Source organism: Bifidobacterium leontopitheci, from assembly GCF_009193355.1.
GTDB lineage: Bacteria > Actinomycetota > Actinomycetes > Actinomycetales > Bifidobacteriaceae > Bifidobacterium > Bifidobacterium leontopitheci.
Map to the genome: position 1 here is coordinate 1 of NZ_WBVT01000035.1, position 16,970 is coordinate 16,970.

The following is a 16,970-nucleotide window of genomic DNA, read 5'->3' on the forward strand; positions in this document are numbered from 1 at the left end:
CCGCAAACGCGCCGCACGACGCGCCACACGCTGAAGTCCCCTCCCACGCGTAGGTTTTCAAACAACACCACGCATGGTGCGAGCGTCAGCGTCGCCACTCAACCCATCAGATAAATAAACACGGTGGCGTTCAGCACTCCACGACGTTGACGGCGAGGCCACCCTTCGAGGTCTCCTTGTACTTGGACATCATGTCCTCGCCCGTCTGCTTCATCGTAGCGATGGCCTGGTCGAGGCTGACGATGTGCGAGCCGTCGCCGAGCATCGCCATGCGCACCGCGTTGATGGCCGTGTTCGCCGCCATCGCGTTGCGTTCGATGCAGGGAATCTGCACGAGTCCGCCGACCGGGTCGCAGGTGAGTCCAAGATTATGCTCGATGCCAATCTCCGCGGCGTTTTCGACCTGCTCGGGAGTGCCGCCCATCACCGCGGCGAGGCCTGCGGCGGCCATCGAGCAGGCGACGCCCACCTCGCCCTGGCAGCCCACCTCGGCTCCGGAGATCGACGCGTTGCGTTTGAACAGGTAGCCGATCGCGCCGGCGGTCAGCAGGAACGTCTCGACGCCGGATTCATCGGCGGAGTCGACGAAATGCCAGTAGTACTCGAGCACCGCGGGAATGATGCCCGCCGAGCCGTTCGTCGGCGCGGTGACGACGCGGCCGCCGCCGGCGTTCTCCTCGCTGACGGCCATCGCGAACAACGCCACCCACGCCGAATCGGACGACTCCAGCGCCGAGGCGACGCGGTGCGTGCGCTTGAGCACGTCGCTGTTCGCGGTGAGCCTGCGATACATGACCGGGGCGCGCCGTGGCACGTCAAGGCCGCCCGGCAGGATCGGCCGCGGGCTGTTGCACCCGGCGTCGATGCAATGCCGCATGACCTGCCATACGGCGGCAAGACGCTCATGCACCTCCTGCTGGCTGCGATGCGCGGTCTCGTTCGCCATCACCAGCTGCGCTATGCTCATGCCGTTGGCACGGCAGAGCGCGATCAGCTCGTCGCATGTGCCGAACGGATACGGCGTATCGCTGCCGAAATACGATGAATCAGCCGGAGCGTCGGCATGGGAGCCCGACGCCGGCGATGCGTCACGCGCGGGGTCCCTGCGGCGGTCTGCGGTATTGGAGGCTGCCGCCGTACCGGATCGTCTGTCGCCGCCGCGGTCGTAGGCGGCGTCGGCAGCGTCGGACACATGGACATGGTTCGGGATCAGCGGATCGTCGATGGCCCCACGGCGGATGAACCCTCCGCCGATCGAGTACCACACCTGCTCGTCCACGACGCTGCCGTGCGCATCGAACGCCTGGAACCGCATGCCGTTGGGGTGCGGAGCCAGACGCTTCCACCGTTCGAACACGATGTCGCGGTCATCGTCATAGCGCACGTCATGGCCGCCGGCGATGTGCAGTACGTGGTCACGGGACGCCCGTTCACGCACGGTCAGCAGGTATTCCGTGTCGACGTCGGCCGGCAGGCTGCCTTCAAGACCGGCGAGCGTCGCACGGTCCGTGCCGTGGCCGAGACCGGTGAGCGACAGGGAGCCGTAGAACACGACCCTGATCCTCGCCGTACGATCGAGCGCACCGGATTCGCTGAGCGATTCCGCGAACGCGTGGGCCGCGCACATGGGGCCCACGGTGTGCGACGAGCTCGGTCCGACGCCGATGGTGAACATGTCAAGTACGCTGAACATCGATTCTCTCCTCGATTGTCCGTAACACCCCGAAAAGGTGCCCCCGGCGGGACTCGAACCCGCACGCCGAAGCGATTGATTTTAAGTCAACTGCGTCTACCATTTCGCCACGGGGGCCTGGACCGTCCGGCTGGGCCGGCGGTCAGCCGTTATATTGTACGACGGGCGGCGGCAGCGCGCCAACCGTGCGTCGCCGTATCCTACCGCCGTGCCGCGAGCAGCCTGCGGCCATAGTCGAGCACGATGCCGTCGAGCAGGCCATGCTCGCTGGCCACATACGAGTCGAGCACGCCGCCATGGTCCTCGGCCGCCGCCTGGGAGACCTTGGCGAGCACGCGGCTCCACACGATCGCGCCGCCGCCGACCACATCGATTCGCCCCGGATGGATGGTCTTGTACTGCCGGCGCTCGTCGCGCGTCATGCGCAGGAATCGGTCGTCGATCTCGTAAGCGTCCTTCATGGCGAAGCGCGCCCCGTCGACGCGGCGATGGTCGTATTCCTTGAGGCCGAGCACGAGCGCGCTCATCGTGGTCACCGTGCCGGACACGCCGATGATAGTGCGCGCCTTGCCTGCCGGGACCGTGCGGAACGCCTCGTCGATGTGCTCGTCCACGTCGGCGATCGCCTCGGCGATCTCCTCTTCGGTGGGCGGGTCGTGACGCAGATGACGTTCGGTCATGCGCACGGATCCGATGTTCATCGAGAACGCCGCCTGCACTTGGGTTGCCGGCGCGGTCACGCCGTCGCCGCCGAGCACGAGTTCGGTCGAGCCGCCGCCCAGGTCCACGACCAGATACGGCGGTTGGAGCTCGCCGCGGCTGACGACGCTGGTGGCCCCCAGGAAGCTCAGGTCGGCCTCCTCGGTGCCGGGGATGACCTCGGGACGCACGCCGAGGATGCTTTCGATGCCGTCCTCGAACGTGTCGCGGTTCTGCGCGTCGCGCGTCGCCGACGTGGCGACGAACCGCAGCCCGTCCACGTGATGCCGCGAGAGCACGCCGGCGAATTCGGCCGCCGCCGCGTACGCCCGGTCGAGCGCGTCGTCGGCGAACCGGTGCGTCTTGTCGACGTCCTGTCCGAGCCGCACCACGCGAAGGATGCGCGGCACGATGTCATGCATGCCGTCCGCGTCCACGCGAGAGATCTTGAGTCGTATCGAGTTCGTGCCGCAGTCGATGCCTGCGACGGTGACGGAATCCACCATGAGGCCCCTCCCCTTGTGTTATCGTTGTCCGCCGGCGTGTGCGCCGTCAGCATCCTCAGGCTCCAGTATGGAGCAACGGCAGACCTGCGGATCGAATTCCGCGGTCACTGCCTGCATGACCATATCGCCGATCGGGTTGACGCCGGGTCCCATGATCAGCGTCTGCGCGAGAAGCGCGTGCAGGCATTTGACGCGCTCCGGCATGCCGCCGGCGCTGATGCCGGCGATGTGGCTTTCGTCGTCGCCAAGCAGGCGGGCGAGCTCGTGCCGGAACGCGAGGTACATGCCGTGCGCCCTGCGGTATGCTTCGGCCACTGCGGCGTCATCGTGCAGCAGTTCGTTGTAGTCGCGCATCCTGCCGTCCGCCTCGACGTGCGAGACGGCTTTCACCGCTTCGGGGCTGGTCAGGTAGCAGGTGGTGGGGAACGGGATGCCGCCGGGCAGCATGGGACGGGTCACCACGGCGAGCGGCCTGCCGCACACGCAGCGCGCGCCCACGGCGACCATGCCACGCGGATAGCGGCCGAGCTGACGCTGCACGAGTGCGATGTCGCGTTCGTCCGCCTGGTGGTCCATGCACCATGCGGCCAGGTCTTCGGCCTGCCTGGTCGAGGCTTCGTCAAGCGCGATGCCAGTGGTGCTGCCGTCGGTCTCGAGGTTCGTCTTCGCTTCGTCTGACACCCGTCACTGCTCCTTTGTGGTCGTCTGTTGTTTCGTGGTCCCGGCGTCGCCGGTGGACGTTGATGTATCGGCTTGGTCGCTGGACGTCTTGCCGGACGACGTCTTGCCGGACGACGTCTTGCCGGACGACGTCGTACCGTTCGACGACGTGTTGTTCGATGACGTCGCCGGACGCTCGTCCGCTTTCCTGAACGCGTAGGCGAGCTCGCTGTACCATGGCAGCACCTTGTCGCTGGTGTCTGACGTGCCGGATGCGGAGTCGTCCTGCTGCCCGGTGACCGCTTCGGGGTGCAGCACACGCACCGCCTTCTCCCCCGGGAATACGAATCCCAGACGTTTGCGTGCCTGCGCGGCGACGTAGCTGTCGTCGTTCCAGCGTTCGATGTCGTTCTCGAGGTCCTGTTTCTGCTGCACGAGCTCCGCCTCCTGCTTTTTGAGGTCGTTAAGCTGGGCAAGGTTGAGGGCGTACGTGTGGAACGTGGCGACGAGCTGCATGGCGCCGACTATGAGGATGATCACCGATACGAAGAATACAATCGGCCCGGTGTTGCGGTGTCCGCGCTTTGCGCTGCGGTTGTTCTTGGTTCGGGTCGATGTGCTCATAGGCAATAAAAATACCCGGCGCATTCGACTAGCTCAAGCTAGTGGAATGCGCCGGGTATCGCTCGCATGAATCATGTCAGCCGTATGCGCTCACCGTGGCGGGCGCTCCGGCCGATCATCATCTCACTTGGCGATGTACTTCTTGCAGGCCTTGAACGCGCTGTAGCCGGCGTACTGAGCGGTGGAGCCGAGCTCCTCCTCGATCTCGAGCAGGCGGTTGTACTTCGCGATACGCTCACCACGGGCCGGGGCACCGGTCTTGATCTGGCGGGTGTTCTTGGCAACCGCGAGGTCGGAGATGGTGGTGTCCGGGGTCTCGCCGGAACGGTGGGAGACCATGGAGGTGTAGCCGTTCTCGGTAGCCAGCTCGATGGCATCGAGCGTCTCGGTGACGGAGCCGATCTGGTTGAGCTTGACCAGCAGGGAGTTCGCGGCGCCCATGTCGATGGCCTTACGCAGGCGGGCCGGGTTGGTCACGAGCAGGTCGTCGCCGACGAACTGCAGGCGGTCGCCGAGACGACGGGTGATCTCAGCCCAGTCCTCCCAGCCTTCCTCGTTGAACGGATCCTCGATGGAGACGATCGGGTACTCGTTGATGAGGTTCTCGTAGTAGTCGAGCATGTAGGCGGACTCGCGGTCCTCACCGTCGAAGTGGTACTTGCCGGTCTCCTTGTTGTAGAACTCGGAGGAGGCGACGTCAAGGCAGATGCCGATCTGCTTGCCGGGCTCGTAGCCGGCGGCGGAGATGGCGTCCATGATGTACTTGAGGGAGTCCTCGTTGGACTTCATCTTCGGAGCGAAGCCGCCCTCGTCGCCGAGGCCGGTGTTCAGGCCTTCCTTCTTCAGAACGCTCTTGAGGGTGTGGTAGACCTCGACGCCGGCGCGCAGGGCCTCGGAGTAGGTGTCGAAGCCGTACGGGGAGATCATGTACTCCTGGATGTCGGTCGCGAAGTCGGCGTGGGCGCCGCCGTTCATGATGTTCATGTTCGGAACCGGCAGGATGTGGCCGTTGGTGCCGCCGATGTAGCGGTACAGCGGCAGCTCGGCAGATTCGGCGGCGGCGTACAGGGCGGCCAGGGAGACGCCGAGGATGGCGTTGGCGCCCAGCTTGCCCTTGTTCGGAGTGCCGTCGAGCTCGATCATCAGATCGTCGAGCGCGCGCTGGTCAGCGGAATCCATGCCGATGACCTTCGGGGCGATGACCTCGTTGACGGCCTTGACCGCGTTGAGGACGCCCTTGCCGCCGTAGACGGACTTGTCGCCGTCGCGACGCTCCCAGGCCTCGGCCTCGCCGGTGGAGGCGCCGGACGGAACAAGGCCACGGCCCTCGGCGCCATCCTCGGTGTCAAGGATGACCTCAACGGTCGGGTTGCCACGGGAATCAAGGATCTGGCGTGCGTAGACGCTTTCAATTGCTGCCACAACTACTCCTTTAAACGTTATTGTTGTGCTGACGCATTCAAGGATAATGCGTTTTATGGACGACTGCTAGGGATTATCTGAAAGTGTCTGAGGAATGATCGCGGTCATGGTCCATTGCCCGTCCTCGTCGGCGATGGTCAGGCTTCCTCCGCCGTCCTCGAGCAGACGTCGGTAGTGGTCCAGCCCCTTGCCGGTCGACCGTCCGTCATGCGTATGGGCGGCATCGCCCGCCTGCGCCGGCGTATCGGACAGCGACACGACCATGCCTGCCGGCCGCACCGCCACGGCGAGCACATAGCCGCCTTCGGGCTCGGCGTGTTTGGCGATGTTCGCAAAACATTCGCGCAACAGCGCCTCGGTCGTCTCGAGCGTGCGCCTGCCGACGCCTGCCGCGAACGATGTCGGGAGGACGGCCAGTCCGGTGATGCCAAGCCGCTCAAGACGGCGCCTCTCATCCGAGACGACGCCGCTCAGCCTGTCCAGCGCAGCCTTCGGCGCGATCTCGTCCGCAATGTCACTGACGGCACCGACAGAACCGCCGCCGTCGAAATCCGACATCCGGTCGCGCCGTGACGTCCGCTCGTCCGCGGCAGACCTGCCGGACAGAATGTTCACCGCCTGCCGCGTGCTGGCGAGCGCCTTACGTACTTCGTCTGCGAGCTCGTCGAGTTCGGCGCGACTGTGTTCGTCGGCGAGGCCGGATACCGTCGTGTCGTCGTCGTGTTCCATGCGCAGCAGCGTGTAGCTGAGTCGGTTGGCGACGTCGTCGTGCAGCTGGTGGACGATCTCCTCCTGACGCTGCCGCTGTTCGTTTTCGAGTCGTTGGCGTTCGCGGCGGCGTTTGGCTGCGGCGGCTTCGATGATGGACATGACGATGTTGAGGCATCCAAGGATGACGGCGAACAGTGTGAGGTCGGCGTAGTCCAGGTGGAGCAAGCCCCCGATGGTGCCGCTGATCATGGGTGCGAGCAGGCATGCGTCCATGATCAGCTGTCCGGTCAGGAGACTGCCGCGCATCACCACGACCATGGCGAAGAGCATGTCGAGGGCGAGCGTCCATGACATGGAGAAGATCAGCGTGGGCATGCAGGCGAGCGTGAACCATAGTGCGCATGTCGCGAGTGCGGCCTGCCGCGGGAACCATGCGACGGCCAGGGTGGTTGCGGCGATGATCGCGGTCATGGCGAGGCCGAGCGTGATTGACGCGGCGTCCTGCGTGGAGGCGAAGACGAACCAGCCGCGGTTGAGGAGCGTGATCGTGTCGGCCGCGTTGAGTGTGGCGAGGATTGCGGCGATTGTGCCGAGGATGGGGTGGAATCGGCGTGGGCCGGTCATCGGATGCCGCATAGGCGGATCGCCTCCTGTCGTGAGGTCGCGTGGAGTTTGGTCATGGCGCGGTGCACGTGCACGTGGACCGTGGAGCTGCTGATATGCAGGGCTTCGGCGATGTCGGCTGTGGTCATGTGCCGCGCGTACATGCGGATGATGTCGAGTTCCTTGTCGCTCAGGCGTGCCGCCGTGACCTTGTCGGCGTGTGCGGCCATGCGTTCGAGGGATGCCGTGACGTCGGTAAAGCGGCTGGCGTCGCCGTCCGCTTCACCGACGGTCGCAAGGCCTTGTGCGGCGCGCAGTATGGCGGGCCTCAGCCTCGTGGGAATGTGCTCCTTGGCGACGATGGCCTGGGCGCCGGCGTCTGCGAACCGTTCGCGGAAGGGTGCGGGGTCGAGCGCGGTGATGCCGACGATGCCGATGCGTGATCCGCTTTGGCGTATCCTTGCGCATACGTCGATGCCGCCCATGTCGGTGAGGGACATGTCGGTGACGAGCACATGCGGCGGATGGGGCGCGTAGAGGCATCGTTGGATGGCCGCGGCGCCGGATTGGACGGCGAAGACCATGCGGAACCGCGCATCGAGCCGTTCGACGGCGGCGCGAAGGTATGCCAGCGCATACGGGTCGTTGTCGACCAGGCCTATGGCGACGACACCGCCACATGCCTGAGTCGGGCTTGGATTGCTCATGGCCTCCATCGTAAACGGTGACGGCCTGTTTACCATGAGCATGTAAAGGAATCCTTTATGCCGGCTTGGAGCTATCGGCCCGGCAGCCCATACTGTTTGGCGAACGGCATGATACAGCACTGAAGGAGGTGGCGACGATGAGACGCAGATCTGAAGGACGTTCGGCGACGCATCCGTCGTCATCATCGCCGCGGCGTGCCGTCGCGGTGCGCGTGACCGGACTCGTCATGGTGTTCGTCATGTGCCTCGCGGCCATGCTTGTTCTGGATCTCGATCGATACCTGCATTGGAAGTCCCCCGCGTTCGCCGCACGGTCCGTCACTTCGGAATCGGGAATGACAGTGGAGCGTGCACGCGGATTGGGATATGAGACGACCACTATCAGTCATGACTATGACCGGTACATGGATGTCTCGCCAATGTGGGAGGCGGACGGGGCTTGCTCCCGTCAGCCGGTGGAGATTCTCAAGGCGACGCGATCGGCGGTGTTCCGCAGGCACAGCGTCGCGGTGATGGGCTACGACGACGGCATCAGGGGCGTCTGGGTTCTCGACTGCGTGAACCGAGGCGACCGCGTCATCGTCTACGTCTGCGCCGTGGAACAGCTTGATGACGGAACGCTGCGTGCCGACTACACGCTGGAACGTGTCACCTTGTCCGCGCAAGGAACCCAAGTTAGGTTCATCGCCCACGACGATGCCGCCGACCAAGGGCGCAATTTTCTTCTGGTTGAACGATACGACAAGCTGTTCCCTTGGTATACCACGCAGATGTGGTACACGATGCCGGATCCTATTCCATCGGAAAGCCGCTAGACGCCAAACCTGCCGTTCCTCTCATGCTGATCCGGATGCGTGCCTGCATCCGAATCAGCATGAGAGGAACGGCTCTCACCACCTGACTGTTTTGTTCATCCTCGCTTGCCCGGTTTCCAGGCGAAGTCGTGCAGCAGGTCGCTGGTCCAGTCCATGACCATCTCGCCGCTCATGGGACCGCTGCCGAGCGAGCCGGCGAACGGGGCGGGGATGAGGAACGTGTGAGTGAGCGGCCGGTATTGGGCGCCACGGTAGATGCGGCTGATGCGCATCTGCATGGATTCGGGAGGGTCGATCCTGCCGACGCGCACGTTCTTGCCCTGCGCGACGATCTCCGATATGCCCAGTTCTCGGGCCTTCATGCGCAGGCGCGCCACGCCGAACAGCGTTTCGAACTCCTCCGGCAGCTTGCCGTAACGGTCGGTGAGCTCTTCGGCGAGGTCTTGCAGGTCGTCCTCGCTGCGTGCGGCGGCGAGCTTGCGGTACGCTTCGAGACGCAGCTTGTCGGAGCTGATGTAGTCGACGGGGATGGACGCCTCGATCGGCAGGTCGATGGTGACGGCCACCGGTTCGTTGCGCTCCGGCTCCTTGTACTGTTCGACCGCTTCGGAGACCATGCGCACGTACAGGTCGAAGCCGACGCCTTCGATGTGGCCGGACTGCTCGTCGCCCAGCAGGTTGCCGGTGCCGCGCAGCTCGAGGTCCTTCATGGCCACGTCGAAGCCGGAGCCGAGCGCCGTGTTCTGCGCGATGGTGGCGAGACGGTCGTGCGACTGCTGGGTCATCGGCTTGCTCGGATCGTACAGGAAGTACGCGTACGCGCGCTCCCTGCCGCGGCCGACGCGCCCGCGCAGCTGATGGAGCTGCGAGAGGCCGAACTTGTCGGCGTGGTCGACGATCAGCGTGTTCGCGTTGGAGATGTCAAGGCCGGTTTCGATGATCGTCGTGCACACGAGCACGTCGATGTCGCGGTGCCAGAAGTCGCGGATGATCTGGTCGAGCTGCTTCTCCCCCATCTTGCCGTGCGCGATGCCGATGCGCGCCTCAGGTACGAGGTCGTGGATCTTCGCGGCGGTCTTGGCGATGTCCTGCACGCGGTTGTGCACGTAGAACACCTGACCGCCGCGCAGCAGTTCGCGGCGTACGGCGGCGGTCACCTGCGCGTCCTCGTACGCGCCGACGTACGTGAGCACCGGCAGTCGGTCCTCGGGCGGGGTGGCGAGCGTGGACATCTCGCGAATGCCGGTGACGGCCATCTCCAGCGTGCGCGGGATGGGCGTCGCGGACAGCGACAGCACGTCCACGTTGGTGCGCAACGCCTTCAGGGTCTCCTTGTGTTCGACGCCGAACCGCTGCTCCTCGTCGATGATGACGAGGCCCAGATCCTTGAACTTGATCTTCGGGTTGAGCAGCTTGTGCGTGCCGATGACCACGTCCACGCCGCCGGATTCCAACCCCTCGATGGTCTGGTTGATCTCCTTCGTGGTCTGGAAGCGGCTCATGGCGGCCACGGTGACGGGGAATCCCTCGTAGCGTTCGGTGAACGTCTCGTAATGCTGCTGGACGAGCAGCGTGGTGGGCACGAGCACGGCCACCTGCTTGCCGTCCTGGATGGCCTTGAACGCGGCTCGCACGGCGATCTCGGTCTTGCCGAAGCCGACGTCGCCGCAGATGAGCCGGTCCATGGGCACCGGCTTCTCCATGTCGGCCTTCACCTCGTCGATGGTGGTGAGCTGGTCGGCGGTCTCCTGGTATGGGAACGCGTCCTCAAGCTCCTTCTGCCATGGGGTGTCGGGGCTGAACGCGAATCCTTTGGCGCGCTGGCGGGCCGAGTACAGTTTGACCAGGTCCTCGGCGATCTCGTGCACATGCTTGCGCGCCTTCGCCTTGGTGGCCGCCCAGTCTGAGCCGCCGAGCTTGTTGAGCTTCGGCACCTCGGCGCCGATGTATTTGCTGACCTGATCGAGCTGGTCGGTGGGGATGAACAGTTTGTCGGCCGGGGCGCCTCGTTTGCTGGGCGCGTATTCGATGACGAGGTATTCGCGGGTCGTCTTGTTCGCGCCCGTGCCGATGGTCCGCTGACGCATTTCGAGGAACCGGCCGATGCCGTGCTGCTCGTGGACCACGTAGTCGCCGGCCTTGAGCTCCATGAGGTCGATGGCCTTGCGGCGGCGTTTCGGCGTTTTCGCGACGCCTGCCGCGCTGGAGCGTCCGGTCAGGTCGCGTTCGGTGAGCAGCGCGGTCTTGGCTGCCGTGTCGATGAAGCCGTCCGCCGCCTGTGAGCGGATGACGTCGAACGCGGTGATGCCGGTCTCGTTGATGGCGCGTTTGAGCCTTGCGAGCGTGCCTTGCGCGGCGGCGGTGACGGTCACCTCGTAGCCTGCGCGGATGAGCCCTTCGATGCCGTTGGCCGCCTTCGCCTCGTCGCCACGGTATTCGCCGGGGTTCTTCGCGGCGAGCTGCACGTGGCCGGGCAGGCTTGCGTCGACGCCGAAGCTGGTGAGCTTCCACACGTCGTGTTCGGAGTATGCGAGCGCGCTGACGGTCTCCTCGTAGTCGAGGAAGCTGGCCTGGTCAAAGCTGATGGGCGCGCCGGCCCCGGGGCTGGATGCGGCGACATGCCAGCTGGCGGCGAGGAACTCGTTCGCCGTCTTGGCGAGGTCGTCGGCGGCGCGGCGCAGCTTCTCGGGGTCGGAGAGCATGATGACCGCATGCCGGTCGAGCATGCCGGTGACCGGCTCCATGTCGTCGATGAGCGCCGGCATGAGCGATTCCATGCCTTCGACGGGCACGGCGTTGGCGATGGATTCGAGCATGTCGTCGGCGTTGGGGATCTGCCCGATGAGCCGCTTCGCCCGTGCACGCACGTCGTCGGTGAGCTGCAGTTCGCGGCATGGCGTCGCCCAGATGGATGTCAGACCGTCGCCGTAGGTACGCTGATCGGAAGCGTGGAACTCTCGGATCGTGTCGATCTCGTCGCCGAAGAACTCGATGCGCACGGGGTGCGGCGCGGTGGGCGGGAACACGTCGATGATGCCGCCGCGCACGGCGAATTCGCCGCGGTCCATGACCAGGTCCACGCGGCTGTACGCGTTTTCGACGAGCCTGCGTGACGCTTCGTCGAGCGGCAGCTCCTCGCCTTGGCGGAACACGAGCGGTTCGACGTCGCCGAGTCCTTTGACGACCGGCTGGATGAGCGAGCGCACCGGCATGACGAGGATACGGACCGGTCCGAACATGGGGTTCGCGGGGTCGGGATGGGTGAGCCGGCGGAAGACCGCCATGCGGCTGGCGACCGTGTCGGCGCGTGGGCTGAGCCGTTCGTGCGGCAGCGTCTCCCATGCTTCGAGCTGGGCGATGTCGTTCGGGTCGCCGTCATACCAGGATCGCAACGCGTTGACCGTGTCCTCGGCGTCTCTGCCGGAGGCGACGACGAGGACGACCGGACGCCCGTTGGCTGCTACTGCGGCGGCCAGCGCGGGCCGGATGCCTTCGGGCGCGCCGACGGTGATGGTCGGGTCGACGTCCTTGCCTTCGGCCGCGTCGATCTGGCCGACCGTCAGGTCACGGAACGCGGGGTCGTCATCGAGGCGTGCGAGCACGCCGGCGAGCGAGCCGTCGATCAGCGACTGGTGAGCCCGGTCGGCCGCAGCCGATGATGCGGCGACGGCGCGGCGGCCGTTCCCTGCGGCGCGGGAGCTGTTCGGCTCAGCGGCCATTGAACTTCTCCTGCGTGGCGGCGAGGCCGTCGAAGATGATGGTTTCGGCGGCGTCCGCGCCGTCGGCGAGGAAGTCGGGCAGCTGCTTGCGCTGGTCGGGGCCGAATCCGCCGAGCACCCAGTTGACGGTGTTGTCATGCGCGTTGGGGCCTCGCTTCGCGTGGCCGACACCCATGCGCACGCGCGCGTACTTGGGCGTGCCGAGGGAGCGGTCGATGGACTTGATGCCGTTGTGGCCGCCGGCGGAGCCGCCCGCCTTGACCTTGATGCGCCCGAATTCGAGGTCCATGTCGTCATGGACGACGACCACATGGTCGGGTTCGATCTGATAGTACGAGCAGATGGAGGCGACCGCGTTGCCCGAGTCGTTCATGTAGGTCAGCGGCTTGGCGAGGAAGAACTTCACGTTCCGCCCCTGCAGGTTCATCGCCCCTTTGCCGAGCAGCGCGAGACCCTTATGGTCGCTGAACGCGACCGACCAGCGTTCGGCGAGCACGTCGGCCACCATGAACCCCATGTTGTGCCTGGTGCCCTCGTACTTTTTGCCCGGGTTGCCCAGTCCCGCAATCAGCCAGAAATCCGATGCCATTCGTGTTGCTCCTTACTCGTTTTCGACCGAACAGATTGTATCCGCCGCCACCGTCAAGACCTGCCGCCGCTCCGAACGCTGCAACTACCCGCCATCAGGGACGAGCGTCTTTGCGCAATGCCGCAAGGCACTGCGCCGCGTCCATCGACGGAATCGCGCAATGCTGGAACGCCTTGGCGTCGCGCGTGACGATGATGTCCACGCCACTGTCCTCCGCCACCGCACGGATAAGCCCATCCTCGAAATCAGGTTCGTCGGATGCATATGCCGTGCGGACGTGCCGTTCCAGAAGCGGACGAATCTCCAGTATCCCCATCAGCTTCCCGATGACCTCACGCGATGCCCGCTCATCCGCGAAACGCCTGCGGAGCACGTAATAGACATCGTTCAACGACGCGACCGACGCCATGATCTCAATATCAGGATGCAGAACCGTCCGCTCGAGCAGCATGATGCCATGTTCATGGAACGGCACCCGCTTGTCGTCGCACACATCCAACAGGATGTTGGTGTCGAACAGCAGTTTCATGGCGCTCACCCGAACCTCTCCATACGGGTCTGTTCGATGATCTCCTCATCCGAAAGTCCGTCCTGCGGTTCAGGAAGATGCATGTCCGCGAAAAACCGGATGATGTCAAGTTTTCGCTGACGCTCACGCTCCTCGATCAGGGCAAGCGTCGCCTTCTCGAATTCCGGCAGCTCGCCGGTTCTCGCCATATAGTCGGTCAGGTCACGAATGACATCCGAATACGTGCGTCCATTGCGCCTGAGCACTTGTTCGGCGTCCCGTTTCCTGTCCGCGTCGACGCGCGCCGTCACCATGGTCATCGTCATGCCGCACCTCCTTGTAATACAGTATTACAACATCGGTCGACGATAGGTGGCGGCCATGTCACGGACGGCGCCACGCAAGGACGATTGTCAGAGGTCGAGGTACCAGTAGGACATGCCGTGCATCGTGCCGACGGCGTCGGTCGCGGCGACGGGCAGCAGGCCGAACCGGATGAAGCCGAACCGGTGCATGAGCGCGATGGAGCCGGCGTTGTCGGCGAAGATGATGCCGATGGCCTTGCGCATGCCACGTTCGCGGGCCTCGGCCAGCAGGTTGTCGAGCAGGAACGTCCCCACTCCCCTGCGCCGCCATTCGGGTGCAATGTAATACGCGAGGTCGGTGACGCCATCGTATCCGGCGCGGTCATAGAACACCGAGAGCGCGCCGAACGCGACGACGCCGCCGTCCGGAGCCTCCACCACGAACACCCCATAGGGAGGCTCGTGGGATTCGACCCATTCCCGGCGCTGCTCCAGGGTACGCGGCCGCAGGTCGGCGGTGGAACCGCCCTCGGCCACCGCCGCGTTGTAGATGTCGGCGATCGCCTGGACGTCGGACTCACGCGCCGCTCGAAACACATAGTTCAGCATGGTTCCAGAGCGTAGCATGCCGCCGTCCGCCAGGCACTGCCTAACCGACTGATGAGAGGCCGTCGAATACGAATCGTCACGAGGACGTGTAATACGTGATGGCGTCCTCGATGTCGCCGCTGAACATGGCCTTGCCCTTCTGGATGACGATGCCATGTTCGCAGAACTCCTTGGCCATGCCCGTGGAATGCGTGACGAACAGCACGGTCACGTTCTCCTTGGCGATGATGGAACGCACCCGGCTCTTGCACTTGGCGGCGAACTTGCGGTCGCCGACGGACAGCGCCTCATCCACGACGAGAATGTCCGGCCGAATGGATGACGCGAACGCGAATCCCAGCCTTGCGCGCATGCCGCTTGAATACGTGCGCATCGGCTGGTCGATGTACTTGCCGAGTTCCGAGAACTCCACGATCTCGGGGATCAGCCGTTCCGATTCGTCTTTCGACAATCCCCACAGCTGGCAGCGCATGTCGATGTTCTCCATGCCGGACAGCTTCATGTCGAAGCCGGCCGACAGCTCCAGCAGCGCGGATACGCGCCCGTGCACTTCGACCGTGCCGGACGTGGGGAAGCATACGCCGGTGATCATCTTCAGCGCCGTGGATTTGCCTGCGCCGTTGTCGCCGAGCAGCGCGAGCGCCGAGCCGCGCCGGACCTCGAAGCTCAGGTCGTCGCTCGCGTTGACCGTATCGTGCGGGATGCGCTTGGAGAACGTGGACAGCAGGCGCAGCTTGTCGTTCTTGAACAGCTTGTACTGCTTGGTGACGTGGTCGAAGCGTACGGCGACGGGCGTGCTGGCGTCCTCGTCGCGGATGACCGTGGCGTCGCCCATGCGCGTGACGTTCGATGGCAGCTTAGAGGACATCCGGCACCTCCCTGTACAGACGGTAGTAGTTGTGCAGCGCGAGCACGATGAAGATCAGCAGCACGCACAGGAACGGCAGGAACGAATCCAGGTCCATGAAGAACCATTTGTTGTAGATGAAGCAGTCACGCACGGACTGCACCACCCATGTCACCGGGTTGAAGGATGCCACGAGGCGTGCGGTGCGCGGCCAGCCGCTGATGTCGAACAGGATGCCCGACAGCCAGAAGAACGGCGTGCCGAGCGTCTTGAGCAGGTTGGAGAAGTCCCGCGATATCGCGCTCAACGGAGACAGGGCCATCGACCATGCCAGCCAGAACAGGAACATAAACACCATGACCAACGGCAGCTGCAGCATATAACGGCCAAGATGCACGCCGGTGGCCAGCGACACCACAATGGTGAACGCCATCATGCAGGCGAAGATGATGAGCAGCGACAGCGTGTAGAACGTGGAGATCAGGGACAGCGGGAATTTGATGCGGTTCACCAGATACGGGTATCGACGGTACACGTCGCTGCCGGTGGTGATCATGTCGGACATGAAAAACCAGGGGAACACGCCCGCGGCGAGCCACAGCAGGAACGGCTTGCCGTTGATGTCGGACGAGCTGCGCAGACCGAATTTCAACGCCACCCAGAAGACCAAGATGTACACGGCCGGCTTGGCGAACAGCCAGACCTTGCCGAGCGCCGCGCCGCGGTACGTTTTCACCAGATCAATCTTCGCCAGGTTCCAGACCTGGCGTCGCCAATGCCAATTCTCGCCGACGACTTCCTTCAGTGTTGCAAACAATGGTCTTCCAAATCTGCTTGTCTTCTTGTGGTCATGTGAGCTGCGCACGCGGCGTCAGCCCATGTAGGCGATGAGCCTGCGGTACATGTCTTCGAGTCCGACCTGTGGCTTCCAGCCAAGCGCCTCGAGACGGGATACGTCGAGCGGCAGATGGTGCTCCGGCGGGTAGGGCGCGTTCGGGTCGACGTCGATGACGACGTGGGCGTCGCCGGTGCCGAATTCGCGGTACACCATGTCGGCCATCTCGCGGATCGACGAGTAGGTGGCGGGATTGGCCACGTTGTACGAGACGCCGTTCTTCCCCGCGACCAGCACGGTGAGGATGGCGGACACCGCGTCGGCGGTGTACGCGTACATGCGGGTGCTTGCACCGGTGGTCTTCATGACGAAATCCTTGCCGGCGACGGCGTTGCGGGCAAGCGCCGCGAACAGGCGCACGTCGTCGCGCGGGATGCCGGGGCCGAAGGTCTGGGCGAGGCGCACGGCCTTGACCGGCACCTGATATTCGGCGTGGTACGAGACGCACAGGTTCTCAGCGGCACGCTTGCCTTCGGAGTAGCAGCTGCGCACCGAGCAGGGGTCGATGTAGCCGACGGCGCGCTCGTCGAGCAGGTGTTCGGTTCCGCGTTGTTTGTTGCCCATGCCGTAGATCTCCATGCTGGAGACGTAGACGAAGGAGGCGGCCCTGCTGCGCCGGGCGAGTTCCAGCATCGACTTGGTGCCGTCGACGATGGCGGAGAACGTTTCGACCGGGTGGGACATGAAGAACGATGACGCGGTTGGGCAGGCGGTGTGGATGATGTAGTCCGCCGGCAGGTCGAGCGAGTCGACGTCGGCGAGGGATCCCTGATGCAGCACGAGACCGTCCTCGGCGGTGTACTGTCCCAGCATGGCCTGTGCCTTGGCCGGGTCGCGCACCAACGCGTCCACGATGATGCCGGCGCCCGTCAGGCGGTTGCGTTCCAGCAGCGTGCGGGCGCACAGCGAGCCGATCAGGCCGGTGGCGCCGGTGATGAGGACGTGCCGGCCGGCGAGCGCGTCCCAGTCGATGTCGAGATGCTGCGCCAGCGACGCGTATTCCTCGTGCAGATCGAACATGATGGTTGTTTTCCTCCGTGGTGTCGTCACAGGTTCGG

General features: G+C 64.6%; 15 protein-coding genes, 1 tRNA gene and 2 pseudogenes. 1 reads left to right on the plus strand and 17 read right to left on the minus strand.

What is annotated here, in order from left to right; translation table 11 throughout:
- Positions 1-130 precede the first annotated feature (130 nt).
- From F7D09_RS11735 to F7D09_RS09220, 9 genes and pseudogenes are all read right to left on the minus strand, one after another.
- Positions 131-1,063, minus strand: a pseudogene (locus F7D09_RS11735) (L-serine ammonia-lyase); the annotation flags it as partial.
- 135 nt (positions 1,064-1,198) lie between these two features.
- Positions 1,199-1,693: pseudogene (locus F7D09_RS11740) on the minus strand (serine dehydratase beta chain); the annotation flags it as partial.
- Between the two features lie 38 nt (positions 1,694-1,731).
- Positions 1,732-1,810 (minus strand) — tRNA-Leu (locus F7D09_RS09190).
- 83 nt (positions 1,811-1,893) lie between these two features.
- Complete coding sequence (locus tag F7D09_RS11505) at positions 1,894-2,898, minus strand: Ppx/GppA phosphatase family protein (protein WP_226836192.1); 1,005 nt, start codon at positions 2,896-2,898, stop codon at positions 1,894-1,896.
- Positions 2,899-2,916: 18 nt separating this feature from the next.
- Positions 2,917-3,474 carry a DUF501 domain-containing protein gene (locus tag F7D09_RS11510; RefSeq protein WP_152235206.1) on the minus strand — a complete coding sequence of 186 codons (558 nt, stop codon included), beginning with the start codon at positions 3,472-3,474 and terminating at the stop codon, positions 2,917-2,919.
- Between the two features lie 108 nt (positions 3,475-3,582).
- Complete coding sequence (locus F7D09_RS09205) at positions 3,583-4,182, minus strand: FtsB family cell division protein (RefSeq protein ID WP_193312425.1); 600 nt, start codon at positions 4,180-4,182, stop codon at positions 3,583-3,585.
- A gap of 123 nt (positions 4,183-4,305) precedes the next feature.
- A complete protein-coding gene (gene eno, locus F7D09_RS09210) occupies positions 4,306-5,604 on the minus strand; it encodes a phosphopyruvate hydratase (RefSeq protein WP_152235183.1) in 1,299 nt (432 codons plus the stop codon).
- Between the two features lie 66 nt (positions 5,605-5,670).
- Positions 5,671-6,951: a sensor histidine kinase gene (locus F7D09_RS09215; RefSeq protein WP_152235184.1), complete on the minus strand. Its 1,281-nt coding sequence runs from the start codon at positions 6,949-6,951 to the stop codon at positions 5,671-5,673.
- A complete protein-coding gene (locus F7D09_RS09220) occupies positions 6,936-7,625 on the minus strand; it encodes a response regulator transcription factor (RefSeq protein ID WP_193312426.1) in 690 nt (229 codons plus the stop codon). The genes F7D09_RS09215 and F7D09_RS09220 overlap by 16 nt, the downstream gene beginning before the upstream one ends.
- A 137-nt stretch (positions 7,626-7,762) precedes the next feature.
- Between F7D09_RS09220 and F7D09_RS09225 the strand changes: the two genes are divergently transcribed.
- Positions 7,763-8,440: a hypothetical protein gene (locus F7D09_RS09225; protein ID WP_152235187.1), complete on the plus strand. Its 678-nt coding sequence runs from the start codon at positions 7,763-7,765 to the stop codon at positions 8,438-8,440.
- A gap of 95 nt (positions 8,441-8,535) precedes the next feature.
- On the opposite strand, the gene mfd is transcribed toward F7D09_RS09225, so the two are convergent.
- From mfd to F7D09_RS09265, 8 genes are all read right to left on the minus strand, one after another.
- On the minus strand, positions 8,536-12,159 hold the full coding sequence (gene mfd, locus F7D09_RS09230; protein WP_226836194.1) for a transcription-repair coupling factor: 3,624 nt from the start codon (positions 12,157-12,159) through the stop codon (positions 8,536-8,538).
- Positions 12,149-12,748 (minus strand): aminoacyl-tRNA hydrolase, encoded by a 600-nt coding sequence (gene pth / locus F7D09_RS09235; RefSeq protein WP_152235189.1) that lies wholly within the window; start codon positions 12,746-12,748, stop codon positions 12,149-12,151. The genes mfd and pth overlap by 11 nt, the downstream gene beginning before the upstream one ends.
- Before the next feature lie 94 nt (positions 12,749-12,842).
- A complete protein-coding gene (locus tag F7D09_RS09240) occupies positions 12,843-13,277 on the minus strand; it encodes a PIN domain-containing protein (RefSeq protein WP_152235190.1) in 435 nt (144 codons plus the stop codon).
- A gap of 5 nt (positions 13,278-13,282) precedes the next feature.
- Positions 13,283-13,582, minus strand: coding sequence for a type II toxin-antitoxin system RelB/DinJ family antitoxin (locus tag F7D09_RS09245; protein WP_152235191.1), 300 nt, complete (start codon positions 13,580-13,582; stop codon positions 13,283-13,285).
- A gap of 87 nt (positions 13,583-13,669) precedes the next feature.
- Positions 13,670-14,170 carry a GNAT family N-acetyltransferase gene (locus tag F7D09_RS09250; protein ID WP_226836196.1) on the minus strand — a complete coding sequence of 167 codons (501 nt, stop codon included), beginning with the start codon at positions 14,168-14,170 and terminating at the stop codon, positions 13,670-13,672.
- Between the two features lie 76 nt (positions 14,171-14,246).
- Entirely contained in the window at positions 14,247-15,038 is a 792-nt protein-coding gene (locus tag F7D09_RS09255) for an ABC transporter ATP-binding protein (protein WP_152235193.1), read from the minus strand.
- The gene (locus tag F7D09_RS09260; protein ID WP_152235194.1) at positions 15,028-15,834 is read right to left on the minus strand and encodes an ABC transporter permease; all 807 of its coding nucleotides are present in this window, start codon (positions 15,832-15,834) and stop codon (positions 15,028-15,030) included. Before F7D09_RS09260 ends, F7D09_RS09255 begins: the two co-directional genes overlap by 11 nt.
- A gap of 54 nt (positions 15,835-15,888) precedes the next feature.
- Positions 15,889-16,932, minus strand: a complete 1,044-nt coding sequence (locus F7D09_RS09265; RefSeq protein ID WP_152235195.1) for an NAD-dependent epimerase/dehydratase family protein — start codon at positions 16,930-16,932, stop codon at positions 15,889-15,891.
- Positions 16,933-16,970 lie beyond the last annotated feature (38 nt).